16 protein-coding genes are annotated in these 19962 nt (G+C 65.4%); 7 read left to right on the forward strand and 9 right to left on the reverse strand.

All coding sequences use genetic code 11. The annotated features are described in order from the left end of the window. The first annotated feature begins 14 nt into the window (after positions 1-14). A complete protein-coding gene (putA, locus tag CFP68_RS05270; RefSeq protein WP_099825451.1) occupies positions 15-3455 on the forward strand; it encodes a bifunctional proline dehydrogenase/L-glutamate gamma-semialdehyde dehydrogenase PutA in 3441 nt (1146 codons plus the stop codon). A gap of 184 nt (positions 3456-3639) precedes the next feature. Beyond that, positions 3640-4374: a rhomboid family intramembrane serine protease gene (locus CFP68_RS05275; protein ID WP_099825453.1), complete on the forward strand. Its 735-nt coding sequence runs from the start codon at positions 3640-3642 to the stop codon at positions 4372-4374. A 104-nt stretch (positions 4375-4478) separates the two neighbouring features. On the opposite strand, the gene CFP68_RS05280 is transcribed toward CFP68_RS05275, so the two are convergent. The 3 genes from CFP68_RS05280 to CFP68_RS05290 form a co-directional block, all read right to left on the reverse strand. Further along, positions 4479-5264 (reverse strand): inositol monophosphatase family protein, encoded by a 786-nt coding sequence (locus CFP68_RS05280; RefSeq protein WP_099825455.1) that lies wholly within the window; start codon positions 5262-5264, stop codon positions 4479-4481. A 79-nt stretch (positions 5265-5343) separates the two neighbouring features. Beyond that, positions 5344-6012 (reverse strand): glutathione S-transferase family protein, encoded by a 669-nt coding sequence (locus CFP68_RS05285; RefSeq protein WP_241523964.1) that lies wholly within the window; start codon positions 6010-6012, stop codon positions 5344-5346. Positions 6013-6096: 84 nt separating this feature from the next. Beyond that, positions 6097-7005 (reverse strand): LysR family transcriptional regulator, encoded by a 909-nt coding sequence (locus CFP68_RS05290; RefSeq protein ID WP_099825461.1) that lies wholly within the window; start codon positions 7003-7005, stop codon positions 6097-6099. A 94-nt stretch (positions 7006-7099) separates the two neighbouring features. On the opposite strand from CFP68_RS05290, the gene metF reads away from it, so the two are divergent. Genes metF through CFP68_RS05305 form a run of 3 tightly spaced genes read left to right on the forward strand, consistent with a single transcriptional unit; the run spans position 7100 to position 8967 of the window. Beyond that, positions 7100-7966, forward strand: a complete 867-nt coding sequence (gene metF, locus CFP68_RS05295; RefSeq protein ID WP_099825464.1) for a methylenetetrahydrofolate reductase [NAD(P)H] — start codon at positions 7100-7102, stop codon at positions 7964-7966. A 42-nt stretch (positions 7967-8008) separates the two neighbouring features. After that, complete coding sequence (locus tag CFP68_RS05300; protein ID WP_420915816.1) at positions 8009-8491, forward strand: PaaI family thioesterase; 483 nt, start codon at positions 8009-8011, stop codon at positions 8489-8491. Next, the gene (locus CFP68_RS05305; protein WP_158234131.1) at positions 8488-8967 is read left to right on the forward strand and encodes a GNAT family N-acetyltransferase; all 480 of its coding nucleotides are present in this window, start codon (positions 8488-8490) and stop codon (positions 8965-8967) included. The genes CFP68_RS05300 and CFP68_RS05305 overlap by 4 nt, the downstream gene beginning before the upstream one ends. On the opposite strand, the gene CFP68_RS05310 is transcribed toward CFP68_RS05305, so the two are convergent. The 3 genes from CFP68_RS05310 to CFP68_RS05320 all read right to left on the reverse strand — a co-directional run bounded on the left by CFP68_RS05310 (position 8939) and on the right by CFP68_RS05320 (position 13494). Next, positions 8939-9970, reverse strand: a complete 1032-nt coding sequence (locus CFP68_RS05310) for a DUF2235 domain-containing protein (RefSeq protein ID WP_241523965.1) — start codon at positions 9968-9970, stop codon at positions 8939-8941. The two genes, CFP68_RS05305 and CFP68_RS05310, sit on opposite strands and share 29 nt — an antisense overlap. Beyond that, complete coding sequence (locus CFP68_RS05315; RefSeq protein WP_099825469.1) at positions 9957-12260, reverse strand: xanthine dehydrogenase family protein molybdopterin-binding subunit; 2304 nt, start codon at positions 12258-12260, stop codon at positions 9957-9959. The genes CFP68_RS05310 and CFP68_RS05315 overlap by 14 nt, the downstream gene beginning before the upstream one ends. A 91-nt stretch (positions 12261-12351) precedes the next feature. Then, positions 12352-13494, reverse strand: a complete 1143-nt coding sequence (locus tag CFP68_RS05320; protein ID WP_099825472.1) for a type III PLP-dependent enzyme — start codon at positions 13492-13494, stop codon at positions 12352-12354. Positions 13495-13710: 216 nt separating this feature from the next. On the opposite strand from CFP68_RS05320, the gene CFP68_RS05325 reads away from it, so the two are divergent. Next, positions 13711-14142 carry an Lrp/AsnC family transcriptional regulator gene (locus CFP68_RS05325; protein WP_099826190.1) on the forward strand — a complete coding sequence of 144 codons (432 nt, stop codon included), beginning with the start codon at positions 13711-13713 and terminating at the stop codon, positions 14140-14142. Between the two features lie 391 nt (positions 14143-14533). Next, positions 14534-17710, forward strand: a complete 3177-nt coding sequence (locus tag CFP68_RS05330; protein ID WP_099825475.1) for a valine--tRNA ligase — start codon at positions 14534-14536, stop codon at positions 17708-17710. 77 nt (positions 17711-17787) lie between these two features. Here CFP68_RS05330 and CFP68_RS18070 read toward each other — a convergent pair whose 3' ends face one another. The 3 genes from CFP68_RS18070 to CFP68_RS05340 all read right to left on the reverse strand — a co-directional run bounded on the left by CFP68_RS18070 (position 17788) and on the right by CFP68_RS05340 (position 19904). Continuing rightward, positions 17788-17931, reverse strand: a complete 144-nt coding sequence (locus tag CFP68_RS18070; protein ID WP_158234132.1) for a hypothetical protein — start codon at positions 17929-17931, stop codon at positions 17788-17790. A 71-nt stretch (positions 17932-18002) separates the two neighbouring features. Continuing rightward, positions 18003-19208 (reverse strand): mannonate dehydratase, encoded by a 1206-nt coding sequence (gene uxuA, locus CFP68_RS05335; RefSeq protein WP_099825477.1) that lies wholly within the window; start codon positions 19206-19208, stop codon positions 18003-18005. A gap of 9 nt (positions 19209-19217) precedes the next feature. Then, the gene (locus CFP68_RS05340) at positions 19218-19904 is read right to left on the reverse strand and encodes a rhomboid family intramembrane serine protease (RefSeq protein ID WP_099826191.1); all 687 of its coding nucleotides are present in this window, start codon (positions 19902-19904) and stop codon (positions 19218-19220) included. Between the last annotated feature and the right edge of the window lie 58 nt (positions 19905-19962).

Below are 19962 nucleotides of genomic sequence, written 5' to 3' on the forward strand. Positions count from 1 at the left end.
GCTGGGAGACGACGATGCCGCGCGATACCACCCATACCCCCGACCTGCCCTTTTCCGCCGAAAAATACGCCGATGCCGATGCGGTGCTGGCCGGACTGATCGACACCGCGGCCCTGTCCGAGTCGGATCGCCGACAGATCGCGGATCGCGGGGCCGACCTGGTGCGCCAGATCCGCAGTTCGGCCAAGCCGGGCCTGATGGAGGTTTTCCTGGCGGAATACGGCCTGTCCACCAACGAAGGCATCGCCCTGATGTGCCTGGCCGAGGCGCTGTTGCGCGTGCCAGACGCCACCACGATCGACGATCTGATCGAGGACAAGATCGCACCGTCCAAGTGGGGCTCGCACCTCGGGCAATCGTCGTCGTCGCTGGTCAACGCCTCGACCTGGGGACTGATGCTGACCGGCAAGGTTCTGGAAAAGGACCGCCCCGGACTGGCCGGCACCCTGCGCAGCGCGATCAAGCGGCTGGGCGAACCGGTGATCCGCACCGCCGTGGGCCGCGCGATGAAGGAAATGGGCCGCCAGTTCGTGCTGGGCGAGGACATGGAAAAGGCGATGGCGCGTGCGGCCAAGATGGAGGAGCGCGGTTATACCTATTCCTATGACATGCTGGGCGAAGCGGCGCGCACCGCCGAGGATGCGTCGCGCTACACCACCGCCTATGCCCGCGCCATCGACGCCATGGCCACGGCCGCCACCAAGGGCGACATCCGCACCAATCCCGGCATCTCGATCAAGCTGTCGGCGCTGCACCCGCGGTACGAGGTGGCCCAGACCGACCGCGTGCTGGACGAACTGGTGCCGCGCGTGCGCGCGCTGGCGCGGCAGGCCGCCCGCCTTGGCATCGGGCTGAACATTGACGCCGAAGAGGCCGATCGCCTGACACTGTCGTTGCAGGTGATCGAAAAGGTGCTGGCCGATACAGACCTGGCCGGCTGGGACGGGTTCGGTGTGGTGGTGCAGGCCTATGGGTTGCGGGCGGGACCGACGCTCGACTGGCTTTACGAACTGGCGACGCGGCTGGACCGAAAGATCATGGTGCGGCTGGTCAAGGGCGCCTATTGGGACACCGAAATCAAGCACGCCCAGACCCTGGGGATGCCGTCGTTCCCGGTGTTCACCGCAAAACCCGCCACCGACGTCAGCTATATCGGCTGTGCCCGCAAGCTGTTGAACATGACCGACCGGATCTATCCCCAGTTCGCCACCCACAACGCCCACACCGTTGCCGCGATCCTGCACATGGCCGACGACAAGTCCGCGTTCGAATTCCAGCGGCTGCACGGCATGGGTGAACGGCTGCACGACATCGTGCTGGACGCCGAAAAGACCCGCTGCCGCATCTATGCACCGGTCGGTGCACACCGCGACCTGTTGGCCTATCTGGTGCGCCGCCTGCTGGAAAACGGTGCGAACTCGTCCTTCGTGAACCAGATCGTCGATGAAGACGTGAAACCCGAAGTGGTCGCCACCGATCCCTTCACCGAAATCCACCGCAAGGCCAACGTCCGCCCCGGCACCCAGATGTATGCCCCTGCCCGCCCCAACTCCAAGGGCTGGGATCTGTCCAGCGCGGCGACGCTGGCCAGGATCGAAGCGGCCCGCGCGCCCTTTGCCGATGCCACGCCCGAAGCCGCGCCGCTGATCGCGGGCGATTGCGCCCCCGACCCCGCGACGCCGATGGTCAGCCCCGCAACCGGCGCCACCATCGGCAGCGTGCGCAACGCATCACGGGACGACATCGAAACGGCGCTGGCCGCCGCCACGCCATGGGACGCGCCAGCCGATGAGCGCGCCCGTGTCCTGAACCGCATTGCCGATCTTTACGAGGAAAACTACGGCGAACTCTTCGCGTTGCTGGCACGCGAGGCGGGCAAATCCCTGCCCGACTGCGTCGGAGAAGTGCGCGAGGCGGTGGATTTCCTGCGCTACTACGCCTCGCAGATCCCCGGCCTGAGCCAGCCCGCCCGGGGCATCTTCACCTGCATCTCGCCTTGGAACTTCCCGCTTGCGATCTTCTCGGGTCAGATCGCCGGGGCGCTGGCGGCGGGCAACGGGGTGCTGGCAAAGCCCGCACAACAGACGCCGATGATCGCCCACGCCGCGGTGAAACTGATGCACGAGGCGGGCGTGCCGGCCAGCGCACTGCAACTGCTGCCGGGTGAAGGCGGTGTCGGCGCCGCGCTGACCTCGGATTCGCGCGTCGACGGCGTGGCCTTCACCGGATCGACCGCCACGGCGCTGAAGATCCGCGCGGCCATGGCCGAACACATGGATCCCGGCGCCCCGCTGATCGCGGAAACCGGCGGCCTGAACGCGATGATCGTGGATTCCACCGCGCTGCTGGAACAGGCGGTGCGCGACGTCATCATGTCGTCGTTCCAGTCGGCGGGCCAGCGGTGCTCGGCCCTGCGCTGCCTCTACGTGCAAGAAGACATCGCCAAGGATTTCAAGCGCATGTTGTTCGGCGCGATGGAGGAACTGACGCTGGGCGATCCCTGGAACCTGTCCACCGACAGCGGTCCGGTGATCGACGCGGCGGCCAAGGCGACAATCAACGAGCACATCGCCGAAGCCCGCGCCGAAGGCCGCCTTCTGAAACAGCTGCACGCCCCGAAAGACGGTCACTTCATCGCGCCCACGGTGATTGAGGTTCCCGGCATCGGCGCCCTGAAGCGCGAGATCTTCGGCCCGGTGCTGCACATCGCCACCTTCGGCGCGGAAGAGATCGACCAGGTGATCGCCGCCGTCAACGCCACCGGATACGGCCTGACGTTCGGGTTGCACACCCGGATCGACACGCGGGTGCAACACATCACCGACCGGATCCACGCCGGCAACATCTATGTCAACCGCAACCAGATCGGCGCGGTCGTCGGCTCGCAGCCCTTCGGCGGCGAAGGATTGTCGGGCACGGGGCCGAAAGCGGGCGGTCCCTCCTATGTGCCGCGCTTCACCCGGCCCGGCCCGGCGGACGCCGCGACCGACAGCGACGCACAGGCGGCCGACCTTGCAGAGCTGTCTGCCACGCTCAGTGCCGCGGCCGCCTCGACCCGGTTGCGCCCGGTGGAGCTTCCCGGCCCCACGGGCGAGACCAACCGGCTGACGGCACACCCCCGCGCACCCATCCTGTGCGCCGGACCCGGTGAACCCGCGCGCCGCGCCCAGATGAAGGCCGTCATGGCCCACGGCGGCACCCCCGTGTCCCCGGGCGGGCGGGTCGATCCCGCAGCCCTGGCCAGCCTGCCCAACCTGGGCGGAGTCGTCTGGTGGGGCGACGCCGAACAGGGGCGCGCCATGGCCGTAGCCCTCGCGCGGCGCGACGGGGCGATCGTGCCGTTGATCACCGCCGAGATCACGGCGAACGATTGCACCCACGAACGCCACCTCTGCGTCGACACCACGGCGTCAGGCGGCAACGCGGCCCTGCTGGCCGAGGCCGGGACCGCCTGAACGACGCTCGCCACGCCCCGGAAGGATCACGTCCGGCTTCTCATTGACAAAAATACTCCCGCCGGAGGCCCCCCTTGCACCGGGCACCCGGCGAGAGGTCGGATGCCTCCGGCGGGAGTATTTCGATCGGTAAGAAGCCCATGTCGGTTGACGCGAACGCACAACCCGGGCAACCGTTCGCCGCATGTTTCCGATCCGCGATCATAACCCGTCGCTTGGGACGCCATACGTCACCTATGCACTGGTGGCGGCGAACGTGGTGGTATTCATCTACATGCTGTCGCTTGCCGGAAATCCGTTCGCGCTCGAGTCCTTCTATGTTCAGTTCGCGCTGATTCCCTCGATCGCGGATCCGTTGACCTTCCTGACATCGCAGTTCCTGCACGCCGGTTTCCTGCACCTTGGCGGCAACATGCTGTTCTTGTGGATCTTCGGCGACAACCTGGAAGACGAACTGGGGCATCTGCCGTTTCTCGGGTTCTATCTCGCGGGCGGGATCGTCGCGGGCCTGGCACAAAACATGACCGAGCCGCTGTCGGACGTGCCGATGGTGGGCGCTTCGGGTGCGATCGCTGCGGTCATGGGGGGATATCTGCTGTTGTTTCCGAGGGCGCGGATCGACGTCCTGATCATCATCGTGATCTTTTTTCGCATCATTCCGATCCCGGCCTGGGTGGTGCTGGGCATCTGGTTCGCGCTTCAGATGTTTTCGGGGTTGTCGATGCCGGGCGCCGAGGGCGGCGTCGCCTATTGGGCGCACGCGGGCGGTTTTCTGGCGGGCCTGGCATTGGTGGCGCCGATGTGGTGGCGCAGGGGCGGGCCGGACTTCTGGCGCCGCACCGCCGGGCGCCCGCCCCATGCCGATGCGCAGTATCGTTACGTGGCGACCTCGGTTCCGCGGGTTCGGCGCAGGCGATGATCGCGCCACGGCAAGGGCGCGCGGGATAACGCGAGTGCGACCGTCCTTTTCGCGAGGCAGGATCCGGCGTCACCGTCCGGGAAAACCCCGGCCGCGACGGCGGATCAGCCGCGGACCACCTTGACCAAGCCGTCAAACAGCGCCTCGTTGGCGCAGATGATCTCGCCGTCGGCAACGATGTCGCGGCCGTCGCGCAAGGGCACCGCCAGGGCGCCCGCCTCGCGGCAGATCAGCAGGCCGGCGGCCACGTCCCAGGGCTTCATGCGCCGTTCCCAATAGCCATCGAACCGGCCCGCGGCGACATAGGCAAGGTTCAGCGCCGCCGCGCCCCAGTGGCGCACGCCGGCCGTGGCGGGCATGACGCGCCCCAGTTCGCGCAGAACCTCGGGCAGAGCCGGCGAGCCGGCCTGGGGGATGCCCGTGGCAAAGATCGATTCGATCAGTGACCGGCGGCCCGAAACGCGGATCCGGCTTTCGTTCATCCAGGCGCCGCCGCCCTTTTCGGAGATGAACATCTCGTCCTTTGCGGGGTCGAAAATCACGGCCGCGACGATCTCGCCCTTGTGTTCCAGCGCGATGGAAATGCACCAGTGCGGCAGGCCGTGCAGGTAATTCGTGGTCCCGTCCAGTGGATCGACGATCCAGCGGCGGGTCGGGTCGTTGCCCGGTTCTTCGGGGCTTTCCTCGGCCAGCCAGCCATAGTTCGGCCGCGCGTTCATCAATTCGCTCTTGATGATCTGCTCGGCGGCGATGTCGGCGCGCGAGACGAAATCGCCGGCCCCCTTGGTGGACACCTGGAGGTTCTCGACCTCGCGGAAATCCTTGACCAACGACCGACCCGCCTTGCGCGCGGCCTTGATCATCACGTTCAGATTCGCACTGCCCTGCATCGCCCGGTCCGCCTTTCAAAACTGAATTCGCGTCCTAGACGAGGGGGCGGGTTTTGCCAAGCCCACCCCGCATCCGGGATCAGAAGTTCTGCGGGAACATTGCGCGCATCGCTGCCTCGTCGTTCTCGGTCTTGAAGGTGTGGGCGGCCTGCAGGTCGCGGGCGCGGGCCGCGGCGGGACGGGCGTCGACCTTGTCGAACCACGCCTGCACGTTGGGATAGTTCGCCAGCCCCCCGTCGGCTTCCATCACGAAGCCGGCCATGCGGACCCAGGCCCAGGCGTTGATGTCACAGATCCCGTATTCTGCGCCGCCGATGAACGGCGATGTGGCCAGCCGGTCGTCCAGCACGCGGTAGTGGCGGGCGATCTCGCGGGTATAGCGGCGCGTGGCATACTCCGAATCCTTGTGCACCCGGGTGAAATGCACCGCCTGGCCCGAAAACGGCGACACGCCCGTGGTCAGGAAGAAATACCACGAAAGGCATTCGGCCATGGCGTGATCGCCGGTGGGCAGGAACCTGCCGTGCTTCTGCGCCAGCCAGAGCACGATCGCCCCCGAATCGAAGACGACCGCGCCATCGTCTTCCAGCACCGGCACCTTGGCGTTGGGGTTCAGGGCCTTGAAATCCTCGGTGTGCTGTTCACCCTTGCGGGTGTCGACACCGACCACGTCATAGGACAGCCCCAGTTCTTCGAGCATCAGTGCCACCTTCATGGGGTTCGGCGCCGTGTGGAAATAGAGTTTCATCAATCTGCCCTTCGTGCTGCGGGATTGCGCACGCGCATTTGCACGGCGCGGCGCGGTGGCGTCAATTCAGGATCGGGTGATCCGTCAGTCCCGGCGTTGCAGCTTGACCGGTTCGGTGCGCGCCAACCGCAGGACATGCGACATCCATGGCAGCGTCGTGTCGTCGCTGCGGGTGGCGGCATACAGCCGCTTGGTCAATCCGGTTTCGGTGACGCGGCGGGTGACGTAGTCGGAATGATACCGCACCTCGCGCACCACCCAGTCGGGCAACACCGCCACCCCCCGGTTCGACGCCACAAGCAGCAGGATCACGGCTGTCAGCTCGACCTGCCGGATGGCGCGCGGTTCGACCTTGGCCGGTGTCAGCAGTTCGGTGAACACGTCAAGGCGTGACCGGTCGACCGGATAGGTGATCAGGGTTTCATCGCGGAAATCCTCGGCCACGACGAAATCCTTGCGCGCCAGCGGATGGTTGGCCGAGGCGACGAAGACCGGCTCGTAATCGAACAAGGGCGTGAAATCGACGCCGGCAATCTGTTCGGGGTCGGACGAGACGACCAGATCCACCTGTTCCTTCTGCAACGCAGGCAACGCTCCGAAGGCCAGGCCCGGGCGGATATCGACATCGACATCGGGCCAGGCGTGGCGGAATTTTTCCAGCACCGGAAACAGCCATTCAAAGCAGGCGTGACATTCGATGGCGATGTGCAGCCGCCCCGCCTTGCCTGATATCAGACCGGCGAATTCATCCTCGATCGCGGCGATCTCGGGCAGGATGCGTTCGGCCAGCCTGAGCAGCTTCATTCCCGCCGCCGACAGCTTAAGCGGCTTCGAGCGGCGCACGAACAATTCGACCCCCGCCTGATCCTCAAGCCCCTTGACCTGGTGGGACAGCGCGCTTTGTGTGATGTTCAGCTTGTCCGCCGCACGGGCCACGCCGCCAGCGTCATGGATGGCCTTGATCGTGCGAAGATGCCGGAACTCGATATGCATATGCCGCGCAACTCATGATGTTGATGAGGATTATGAATTGGTCTCACATTCGCAATCGTGACACAAGAGAGCCAACCCAGACAGGAACTTCCCGATGAAAACCCCGCGCGTGTCCTTCGAATTCTTCCCGCCCCAATCGCTGGCCGCGTCGTTCCGGCTTTGGGACACGGTGCAGACCTTGGCGCCGCTGGACCCGACCTTCGTGTCGGTGACCTATGGCGCGGGCGGCACCACCCGCGATCTGACTCATGAGGCGGTGACGACCATCGGGCGCAATTACGGGCTGAACGTCGCGGCGCACCTGACCTGCGTGGACGCGACACGCGCCGAAACCCTGGCTATCGCCGACAGCTATGCCAAGGCGGGCGTCAGCGAACTGGTCGCGCTGCGTGGTGATCCCCCCAAGGGATCGGGCGGATTCAAGGCGCACGCGGACGGGTTCGCATCATCGGTCGAGTTGATCGAGGCGCTGGCCGACACCGGCAACTTCACCATCCGCGTCGGCGCCTATCCCGACCGCCACCCCGAAGCCGCGAGCGACAATGCCGATGTCGAATACCTCAAGCGCAAGATCGACGCGGGCGCCCATTCGGCGATCACGCAGTTCTTTTTCGAGGCCGAGACGTTCCTGCGGTTCCGCGACCGCTGTGCCGCCGCGGGCATCGACGCGCCGATCATCCCCGGCATCCTGCCGATTGAAAACTGGTCGGGCGTGCGGAAATTCGCCACGCGCTGCGGCACTCCGATTCCGGCGTGGCTGGACGATTCCTTTGCCACCGCGGCCCGTGACGGACGCGAAGACCTGCTGGCCACCGCCTTGTGCACCGAGCTGTGCTGCGCCCTGATCGAGGAGGGGGTGGAAGACCTGCACTTCTATACCCTGAACAAGCCGCACCTGACCCGCGACGTGGCCCATGCCCTTGGCGTGTCCCCTGCGGTTCAGCTTGAGAATGTCGCCTGATCGGGCCACTTTGGCGCGGACCCGACAGAAGGATCCGCCATGCTGCGATTTGCCGACAGCCCCGACGACCTGCCCGACCGTGACCGTGTCACATCAATGTCGGGCCTTGCATTCATGCAGGCCGTGCGCGACGGCGCCCTGCCCTCGCCGCCACTGGCGCGGCTGCTGAATTATGGGGTCGACACCGTCGAAGACGGCCGCGTGGTGTTTCGCGGCACGCCGACCTTCGATCACTGCAACCCTGTGGGCACCGTTCACGGCGGCTGGTATGGCACCTTGCTGGACAGTTGCATGGCCTGCGCCGTGATGACCCGGGTGCCGCAGGGATCGGTCTATACGACGCTGGAATACAAGGTGAACATCGTTCGCGCGATTCCCCTTGGGACGGAAATCCTCGCGACCGGGTGGTGCGATCATTCGGGGCGCTCCACCGGCGTCGCCCACGGCGAAATCCGCAGCGCCGACGGCGAGACGCTGTTTGCGACGGGGTCCACCACCTGCCTGATCATGGCGGTCCGCGCGTGAGCGTGACCTTCCGCGCCGCTGTCACGGGCGATATTGCGGCGATCACCGATCTCTGGGACGCCGGCTGGCATCAGGGCCATGGGGCGACGGCGCCCGCCGCGCTGATCCGGCTGCGCACGCGCGACAGTTTCGCGGATCGGGTCGCCGCCCACCTGTGCGGCTGTTTCGTCGCCGAACACGACGGCGCGCTGGCGGGGTTCGTCATGCTGGAAGGCGCTGAGGTCTATCAATTCTACGTCGCCCCCGCGGCACAGGGCCGCGGCGTGGCCCGGACCATGATGGCCGAGGCCGAACACCGCCTGCACGCGCGCGGCATCACCGACGCCTGGCTGGCCTGCGGGGTCGGCAACGATCGGGCGGCGCGGTTTTATGCCAAATGCGGCTGGCGCGACGTGGGGCGGCGCCGCGAACCGATGGAAACCGCGGCCGGGCCGTTCATGCTCGAAATCATCCGTTTCGAAAAACGGCTGCCTTAGGGTCGTCGGCGGCGCTGGGGTGCACCGTCTCGCTTGGGTCGGCGCCGATCAACCTGGGCGCGCGGTTCAGAAACAGCCGTCCCCACCCGCCCATCGTCCCGGCCGACGGCGCATCCACGTCGCAGGGCAGCCGGCCACGCCACCCGGCAGGCAGCGGCAGGCCCCGCTCCTCGGCGCGCTCAAGCATCCAGACCAGTGGGATATTCGCCAGCGGGCGACATTGGGCACAACACAACTGATGCCCGCCGACATCGCCATGGCTGCCGCGAAACCACATCTGCACCAGGGTGCCGGGATATTCCGGGTCCGACTGCCACAGAACCGGGGCATAGGCGCGGCGCGTCTCGTCCAGGGCCAGCGCCTGGAAACCGCTGCGCACGCTGTGACCCAGCGCATGATTGTGGAACGCATGGTGCGGTTGCGAATAGCGCCACAGGATCGGCGCGCTCAGCCCCAGCGAGCGGACGGTGTCCCAGACACCGATCATCTCGATCTCGGTGTGGGGATGACAATGGGCCGACTGGAACGCGGCCAAAGCCGCGCCATTGGCCTGATCGCGATACAGCCGATACGCCTGGTTGATCGTGCGCGCCGTGGCCGATCCGCGCCGCACAAGGCCGACCCTGTCGATCACTCCGGCCAGGGACCGCACGGCGTAGGCACCGCGCGAATAGCCGAACAGGAAAATCCGATCGCCCGCGTGATACCGCGACGCCAGCGCGCCATAGGCCGTCTGGATCTGCCTGTTCAGCCCCTTGCCGGTGATCACGTGGCGCACGTGTTGCCAGGTGCGCCACTGGATGCCTTCCTCGTAGCGCACGGAAAGACCGGCGTGCACGCCCTGTTCGCTGAGCAGTTTCCACGTCAGCCCGGCGTTCGTCTCGCACCCCGGTTGCAGCGACGACATGGTGCCGTCGATGATCACGACATGATCGACAGGCCCGCGCGTGGTCGCCAGCGGGGTGTGGCGGATCCGGTGGTGGGGTTCGTTATTCTGCCGCAATCCGCCCCGCTTGATCGCTCAGAACCGACCACATCCGGTGCGGCGTAAACGGCATGTCGACCTGACGGATGCCGTTGTCCCACACGGCGTCCAGCACCGCGTTGGCCACGGCGGCCAGCGCGCCGACGGTGCCCGCCTCGCCACAGCCCTTCATGCCCAGCACGTTCGCGGTGGACGGCACGGGTTCGGTCGAGAAGGCGATCATCGGCATGGTGTCGGCCCGTGGCATGCCGTAATCCATGAAGGTCGCGGTCAGCAACTGGCCTGCCTCGTCATGCACCACGCGCTCGAGAATCGCCTGGCCGATCCCCTGCGCGACGCCACCGTGCACCTGTCCTTCGGCCAACATCGGGTTGATCAGGTTGCCGAAATCATCGACGACGGTATAGCGCTCGACGGTGACGGTGCCGGTCTCGGGGTCGATCTCGACCTCGGCGACATGGGCGCCGTTGGGGAACGACCGCCCCGGCAGCGTCGCCGTCTCGCGCACCTTCAGCAGATCGGCCCGCCCCTTGGCACGGGCCATTTCGGCGACCTCCAGCATGGTCGGGGTTTCGTTGCTGCCATCGACGCGGAAGCGTTCGTCATCGAAGGCGACCTTGCCGACATCGACGCCCAGGTCATCTGCCAGAAATTGCGAAAAGCCGGCGATGATCTTGGCCGTGGTCGCCAGCGTGGCGGAGTTTTGCGTCGTCACGGACCGTGACCCGCCCGTGCCGCCACCGGTGGCGATGCGATCGGAATCGCCCTGCACCACGGAAATCGCCGCCATCGGGATGCCGGTCTGGTCCGACAGGAAACGGGCAAACACCGTCTCGTGGCCCTGCCCGTTGGACTGCGTGCCGACATAGATCAGAACGGTGCCATCGTCGCAAAACTCGACTTCGGCGGTTTCCGACGGATCGCCGAGGATCGATTCGATGTAACAGCACACCCCCTGCCCCCGCAGCCTGCCCGCCTTTTGCGACTCCGCCCGGCGCGCCGCGAACCCGGCCCGGTCCGCGTGCTTCTCGGCCGCGCCCAGCACGCGCGCGAAATCGCCCACGTCATAGGTTTCGCCGGTCGCGGTGTCATAGGGGAAGCGGTCGGCCGGGATAAAGTTCTTGCGCCGCAGTTCCCACGGATCGACGCCCAATTCGCGGGCGGCGTAATCGATGATCCGTTCCAGCGCAAAGATCGCCTCGGGGCGACCCGCCCCGCGATAGGCGTCGACGCAGGCGGTGTTGGTGAAGATCCCCGTCGCATGCATCCAGACGGTCTGGATATCATAGACTCCGGTCAGAACCCGCGAGAACAGCTCGGTTTGGATCAACTGGGCAAAGGTCGAATTATACGCCCCCATGTTGCAAACCGACCCGATCCGATAGGCGGTGATCCGGTGATCCGCATCGAATGCCAGTTCGGCCTCGCTGACCAGGTCCCGGCCGTCGTTGTCGCTCAGCATGGCTTCGGTGCGGTCGGACATCCAGCGCACCGGCACGCCCAGCGCCTTGGCTGCGGCCGCGACCATGAAATACTCGGGATATGCGAACCCCTTCATGCCAAATCCGCCGCCCACGTCCGGGTTTGTGACGCGCACCTGTTCTTCGGGCAGGGCGAAGGCATCCGACAGGTCGGATTTCAGCCCCCAGACCCCCTGCCCCCCGAAACACAGGTGCAGACGGTCGTTTTCCCACTCGGCATAGGCCCCGCGTGGTTCCATGGAATTGCAGATGATCCGGTTGTCGTCGATGCGCAACTTGACGGTATGGGCGGCCGCGGCAAACGCCTTTTCGGTCGCTGCCTCATCCCCCGTGGCCCAGTCGAAGACCAGGTTGTCGGGCGCTTCGTCGTGCAGCGTCGCGCCGCCGGGCGCCACGTCGATCTTTGCCGGCAGGTCGGAATAGTCGAACCCGATCAGTTCGGCCGCATCCCGCGCCTGCGACAGGGTGTCGGCCACGACAAAGGCAAGGGGTTCACCCACGAACCGCACCTTGCCGCGGGCCAGGAACGGGCGCTGCGGGCCGGCACCCTTGGTGCCGTCCCGGTTGGTGACCTGGGTGAACTCCATGCCCAGCCGGACCCCCAGCCGTTCGGCATCGTCCGCGGTCAGCACCATCCTGACGCCGGGGGCCTCGCGCGCCGCGTCGACATCCAGCGCGTCGATGGTGGCATGGGCAACCGGCGAGCGGAACACCACACCGAACAACGCGTTTTCCGGCGCGATGTCATCGACATAGCGCCCCTGACCGGTGAGAAAACGAACGTCCTCGACCCGGGCGACGGATTGCGATTTGCCGAAACTGTCCATGGTATTCCCCCGCGTGATGTGACGTGGGGAACACTAGCGGCAAGCGGGGCCATGTCCAGCCCCGCCACCATGCCCGATCAAGCCGGATGGCTCAGCCCTTGAGCCCCATCACGGTCACCAGCTGGAAGTTGCCGAAGCCGTTGAACCGCGTGACGGTCGCCGTCGAATAGGCGCCCATGCCGTGGAACACCACGTAATCGTCTTCGGCCATGTCACCGGGCAACGACAGCTCGCCCGGCAAGCGGTCGACCGAATCGCAGGTCGGGCCGAACACGATGCGCCCGCGCCCCGGCTCCTGACGCAGGGCGCCGTCGGGTCCGCGCACCTCGGTTCGGTCGATGATCCCGATCAGCGGCAGTTCGGCCAAGCCGCCATAGATTCCGTCATTCAGGAACACGTGGGCATCGTCGCGGATCGCCCGCACCTGGGTGGCCAGACTGAAGGATTCCGCCACCAGACCGCGGCCCGGCTCGCACACGAGATCGGGGCGTGCGTCGCCAAAGGCTTCGCCGGTGACGCGGTCGATCAGCTCGAAGATCTGCTCGAGCATCGGCGCGACCTCGTTCAGCCGGTGCGACGGGAAGCCACCGCCGACATTCAGGCGCGCGATGGCGACCCCGGCGCGCGACGCGATGGACGCCGCGGTGCGGATATAGCTGTCCCATGCCATCGGATCAGTGCACTGGGTGCCCGGATGGAACGTCAGCGAGGCGATGTAGCCGGCCTCGTTCACCTGCGCCAGAAGGGCAACGGCGTCATCCTCGGTGGCTCCGAACTTGGCGCCGAAATCATAGGCGGCGCCGGCGACCGGCATCTTGAAGCGGACCGAGATTTCGGCGCCGACCGGAACGATCTCCATCAATTTCGCCAGTTCCGACTGACTGTCGACCGAATAGGAGGTCACACCAAGTTCGACGGCGCGCCGGATCTCGGAACGCGACCGGACCGGGTTGTGGTAATGCATCGCGGCACCGGGGGCGGCACGCCGGATCAGCTCGATCTCCCAGATCGAGGCGACATCATAGCCCTGGATCCCGGCGGCGGCGAGATTGGCGATCACCATCTCGTCCGGGTTCGACTTGACCGCATAGGTCACGAGACCCGGGAAACCGTCGAGAAAACGCCTGGCCGTCGTCTGCAACACCATGGGTGCGAAGAACAGCACCGGATCTTCCGGTTGTTCGCGGCTCAGGTATTCGGTCGGTGTCGTCCAGATGGTCTTGGAAAGGCCCATGTCGGTCTCCTCAGTCGGGTTGTGCGCTGCGTTCTCTTGCCCGTGTCACCGGTTGGGATGCGCCTTGGGGAAAGGTTCACCACACCAGGCCAGGTACGATACAACGCGCCCTTATCTCCTGAGTTTCGAGTGTGCATATGATCGCGGATTTGACCGATGGAAAGAGTTGAATTGTGCGGTATGATGGTGAAAATGACGAAATGATCGGGCAGAATGATGGACGAGCTTGACCAACGCCTTCTCGCGGCCCTCGCGGCCGACAGTTCCACCTCGACATCGCGCCTGGCGCGCCGGTTCAAGGTGGCGCGCTCGACCGTACAGGCGCGGATCGAACGGTTGGAGCGGACCGGGGTCATCGGCGGATACACGGTCAAGCTGGGCCGGGCGATCACGCGGACGCGGATTCGCGCAACGGTCCTGGTGAGTATCGACCTCAGATCCGGCGCGGCGGTGCAGGCGAAGCTGAAGACGATCCCGGAGGTCGAAGCCCTGCACACCACGTCGGGCCGGGTCGACCTGATCCTTCAGGTCGCCGCAGAAACCACCGAGGCCCTGGACGAGGTCTTGAACACGATCGCAAATGTCAGCGGAATACGTGGGACCGAGAGCCTGATCCACCTGTCCACAAAGTTCGACCGGGCCGTGTGATTTCCCTGAATGAGCGCCTGCGGCGCGCGCCATTTGCCGTGCGGGCAGATGGGTTCCTGCTGCCGGCCGCGTGGACCCTCGCGAGCGTTTTGCGACATTGCGACGGCGGATGAGTATTTCCGGCAAGAAAAAGCCAGGAGGAGGTGCGCCCCACCGAACGGATATCCTCCTGGCAGTGGGGCGGCTTTTCCTTGCACGGCCATCGGCTCTCCAGCCTGTTCCGCACGACCGACCTTGGCGCGTTAAGGTTAACGCGCAGTGAATCTCCTCGCTTTTTCTTGCTGAAAATACTCACGCGCGCAGCGCGTCCGACGCTCCGTCGCGCGCATCGGTCTTTCCCTTGGGCGCGACCTTCGCTAAGCAAACTGCCAAGCCAGAAGGAGGCGCGACAATGCCCATGGAAAAGACCTTTCACGCAGCTGCCGCCGAGAGCCGGCTTTATGACGCCTGGGAAGATGCGGGATGTTTCACGGCGGGCGCCAATGCCTCGCGCGCCGAAACGTTCTGCGTGATGATCCCGCCGCCGAACGTGACCGGGTCGCTGCATATGGGGCACGCATTCAACAACACGCTGCAGGATATCCTTGTGCGGTGGCACCGGATGCGCGGGTTCGATACGTTGTGGCAGGCGGGCACGGATCACGCGGGCATCGCCACGCAGATGGTGACCGAGCGCGACATGGCCGAGCATGGCGAGCCGACGCGCCGCGAGATGGGGCGCGAGGCCTTCACCGCCCGCGTCTGGGAGCAGAAGGTCAAGTCGCGCGGCACCATCATCGGCCAGTTGAAGCGCCTCGGTGCATCCTGTGACTGGTCGCGCGAGGCGTTTACCATGTCGGGCGCCCCCGGCGCGCCCGAAGGCGAAGAAGGCAATTTTCACGATGCGGTCATCAAGGTCTTTGTCGATCTGCACGACAAGGGGCTGATCTATCGCGGCAAACGGCTGGTCAACTGGGATCCCAAGTTCGAGACCGCGATTTCCGATCTCGAGGTCGAGAATATCGAAACCGACGGCCACATGTGGCATTTCAAGTATCCGCTGGCCGGTGGTGAAACCTATGAATATGTCGAGAAGGACGAGGACGGGAATATCCTTCTGATCGAGACCCGCGATTACATCTCGATCGCCACCACCCGCCCTGAAACGATGCTGGGTGATGGCGCCGTGGCGGTGCATCCGACCGATACGCGGTATGCGTCGATCGTCGGCAAGCTTTGCGAAATTCCGGTGGGGCCGAAGGAGCATCGCCGCCAGATTCCGATCATCACCGACGAGTATCCCGATCCCGCCTTCGGCTCGGGCGCGGTCAAGATCACCGGCGCCCATGACTTCAACGATTACGCCGTGGCCCAGCGCAACCGTATCCCGCTCTATTCCCTGCTGGACACCAGGGGCGCGATGCGCACCGATGGTCTGTCCTATGAAGACTCGGCCGTCCGCGCCGGCGCCCATGCGCGCGAGTGGGTCGAGATGCATCACGCCACCGAAGGCCGGTTCCAGTCGCCGAGCGAACAGCCGGTGCCGGACGTGTCCGACATCAACCTGGTTCCCGAAGCCTATCGCGGGCTGGACCGGTTCGAGGCCCGCGAGCGGATCGTCGCGGACATCACCGCCGAAGGTCTGGCCGTCATGGTCCGCGCCGCTCCCGAAGGCGATGACAGCGCCGTCTGCATGGCGCCCGAAGGCGGCGACTGGGTGCCCCTGGTCGAGGCCAAGAAGATAATGCAGCCGTTCGGCGACCGATCGAAGGTCGTGATCGAACCGATGCTGACCGATCAGTGGTTCGTCGATACCGCCCGTATCGTTCAGCCGGCCATCGACGCCGTGCGCTCGGGCGAGGTGACGATCCTGCCCGAACAGGACCGCAAGGTGTATTTCAACTGGCTGGAGAACATCGAACCCTGGTGCATCTCGCGACAGCTGTGGTGGGGGCATCAGATACCGGTCTGGTATGGCCTCGACCTGCATACGTCCAGTTTCCACGATGACGAAGGCGACAACGCGCTGGACGAAGTCGAACTGATGTCGTTGCTGACCAAGGACCATCTGGTTCATTCCGGCCATCGCCGCCATTGTGCCGCGGATCTTGCGGCGGTCACCGGCCGTTTTCAGGACGATCTGGCGTCGCTTCCCCATCCGCTCCACGTCGCCAGGGTAATCGAGGTGGCGGATCGTGAAACCGCCATCCACCGCCTGGCGGTTTCGCTGGCCGAATACAACGTCAGCCAGGATCCGACAAAGCTGGTCTATCCGGTCTGGCGCGATCCCGATGTTCTGGACACTTGGTTTTCCTCGGGGCTTTGGCCGCTCGGCACGCTGGGCTGGCCCGAACAGACGCCCGAGTTGCAGAAATACTTCCCGACCAACGTGCTGATCACCGGGTTCGACATCATCTTCTTCTGGGTCGCCCGGATGATGATGATGCAATATGCCGTGGTCGGGCAGAAACCCTTCGATACCGTCTATGTCCATGCCCTTGTCCGTGACGAGAAGGGCAAGAAGATGTCCAAATCGCTGGGCAACGTCCTGGATCCGCTGGACCTGATCGATGAATACGGCGCCGATGCCGTGCGTTTCACCCTGACGGCGATGGCGTCCATGGGGCGCGATCTGAAGCTGTCGACGGCGCGCATCGCCGGCAACCGCAACTTCGGCACGAAGCTGTGGAATGCCTTCCGTTTTGCCGAGATGAACAATGTGCCGTTCGGCACCGTCACCACCGCCGATCTGAAACCGACGCAGGCCGTCAACAAGTGGATCGTCGGGGAAACCGCCAAGGTCCGGGCCGAGGTTGACGCGGCGTTGTCGGGCTATCGCTTCAACGACGCGGCCAATGCGCTGTATGTCTTTGTCTGGGGCAAGGTCTGCGATTGGTATCTGGAACTGTCCAAGCCCCTGTTGCTGGACGGCACCGACGCGGAAAAGCGCGAAACCCGCGAAACTTTGGCCTGGGTGCTGGATCAATGCGTGATCCTGCTGCATCCGATCATGCCGTTCATCACCGAAGAGCTTTGGGGTCAGGGCAAGCGGGACAAGATGCTGGTCCACGCCGATTGGCCGACCTATGGCGATGAGTTGATCGACGCCGACGCAGACGCCGAGATGAACTGGGTGATTTCGCTGATCGAAGGCATCCGGTCGGTGCGCGGGGAAATGAACGTGCCCGCCGGGCTGACCGTCGATCTGCTGCGCCTTGACTCCGACGACGCCGGACGCCGGGCGTGGGACAACAACGCGCCGCTGATCCGCAAGCTGGCGCGGATCGAGAATCTGACCGATGCCGCCGAAGCGCCAAAGGGTGCTGCGACGATACCGGTTGCGGGCGGCACCTTTGCCCTGCCCCTTGCGGGGATCATCGACGCCAAGGCGGAACAGGCGCGGCTGGAAAAATCGCTGACCAAGGTCGACAAGGAGCTGTCGGGCCTTCAGGGACGGCTGAAGAACCCCAAGTTCCGCGCAAACGCCACCCCCGAGGTGGTCGAGGAAACCGAGGCGCAAGCCGCGGTCAAGACCGAGGAGCACGCGCGGCTGTCAGCCGCCCTGGCGCGGGTCAAGGAGCTGAGCTGAAACGAAACGGACGGGCCGTTCGCGCGGACGGCCCGGACATCGCTGGCGGAACGCAACCGCCGGGCGACGCCGGGCCTTCAGGTGCCCAGCATCCCCCATTCGATAATTACAAGCCACCACCCGAAACCCGTCAGAAGCCCGATCAGCAGCCATTTCACGGACGGGTATCGCCGCAGGTTCCCGTGGACATATTCGATCAACGATCCAAGAACGATTTCCATCCGCGCCCGCTCCAGACGATCCTGACTGGATGTGGGGCGCGGCGTCGCGCGGGGCAAGACCCGTCAGGGGCCTATTCGGCCGACACCGCCGCCATGACACCGCGCAATTCGGCCAGCCCGCGCATCCGCCCGATCAGCGGATAGCCGGGCATCCCCCGCACATCGAGATCGCCCAGCAGGTCCTGACCGTGATCGGGGCGCATGGGAATCTGCCAATCGGCGCGGCCTTCGGTGCGGCGCCGCTTCTCCTCACGCACAAGCGCGCGGATGGTGGCGATCATGTCGGTGTCACCCTCCAGATGCGCGGCCTCGAAAAAGCTGGACCGCGCGCCATGGGCGGGCGCGATCCGTTTCGTGTTGCGCAGGTGGGCGAAGTGGATCTTCTGCCCCAGCGCGTCGACAAAGGCAACCGGATCGAAATCGGGCGCCACGCCCAGCGATCCGGTGCAAAGGGTCGCGCCATTGGCCGGGCTGTCGACGGCCTCCAGCACCGTCCGGTAATCGGCAAGCGACGACATCACCCGCGGCAACCCCAGCAACGGAAACGGCGGATCGTCAGGGTGACAGCACAACCGCAGGCCAAGACGTTCGGCCGTGGGCACCACCTCGGACAGGAAATCGATCAGGTTGGCGCGCAGGCGGTCGGCGCCGATATCGGCGTAACGCCCCAGGTGATCGCGCACCTCGTCCAGCGTCCAGGCATCGTTGGCGCCGGGCAATCCCGCGACGATGTTGTCCTGCAATGCCTGCTTTTCGGTGGCGTGCATCTTCGACGCCTTTTCGCGGGCCGCCGAAATGCAGGGTTCGGGGTAATCGTCAAAGGCACCGGGGCGTTCGAGGACAAACAGATCGAAGGCGGCGAAATCCTCGAGATCGAACAGCATCGCCGTGCCGCCATGGGACTGGGGCGCGCGCAACGCCGTGCGCGTCCAGTCCAGCACCGGCATGAAGTTGTAGCACACGGTTTCGATGCCGGCGCCGGCAAGTTTCTCCAGCGTCTCGCGATAGGCATCCAGATGCGCGCGCCAGTCGCCGACCTGGGTCTTGATCGCCTCGCTGACCGGAACGCTTTCGACCACCTCCCACGCCAGGCCAGAGGCGCCGCCGCCGGGCAGCGCCGCGATCTGGGCCTGTCGCTTGGCGATCTCGTCCGCCGACCAGGCGGTGCCGGGTTTCAGGTGGTGCAACGCCGATACCACCCCTTCGACCCCGGCCTGCCGCATCTGGGCCGTGCTGACCGTGTCGGCAGGGCCGAACCATCTCCATGTCTGTCGCATCTGATGTCCCTATCTTTGGCGAAGCCGGTTGCGCACCCGCACGAACCCGCCGGGACTGACGACAAACGACAGCACGAAACCCGCAACGAAGCCACCCATTTCCGCCACCCAGAAATTGCCGCCCCCGAACAGGACCCCGAAGATCAGCTGGATGCCCAGAAGGAACCCGATCAGTGTGAACGCCCGCATCCGGTTCTGGCCCTGCGCGCCCAGCCCCGTCCACAAAAGGAAGGTATAGGATCCGATCAGCCCATAGACAGACGGATAGCCACCATAAAGTGCAATGGGCGATCCTTGCAGGAAGGTGTAGCACAACGCCCCCGCGATCGCGGCGCCGAAGAACACCACGAGAACGGCAAGCGGGTGAAACACCTCGGCCACCATCTTGCCCAGGGCCAGCAGGAACACCAGCACGAACAGGACATGGGTGAAATCCTGATGCACGAAGGGATAGGTGACAAAGCGCATCACCTGGTCCGGCGGATATTGCCCCAGCTCCATCATCTGCTGAAGGATCTGCGGCGCAAAGGCGAACCGGTTCAGCGCCTCGAGCCGCCAGCCGACCCCGGCAGCTCCCCCCAGTATCCCGCGCGAGGCAAGCTGCATCACCACCTCGATGCCGAAGATGGCCAGGGCCAGTGTCACCACCATGGGCGGCAGCGGGTTGACCGGCGATGCGTTGCGATCTGGATCCATCGGGGGGCCTTCCTTGACGGGGAACGGCCCCATGGGTAAGCGAAGCCGAACGGAATAT

It is taken from the genome of Oceaniglobus indicus (assembly GCF_002751875.1).
GTDB classification, from domain to species: domain Bacteria; phylum Pseudomonadota; class Alphaproteobacteria; order Rhodobacterales; family Rhodobacteraceae; genus Oceaniglobus; species Oceaniglobus indicus.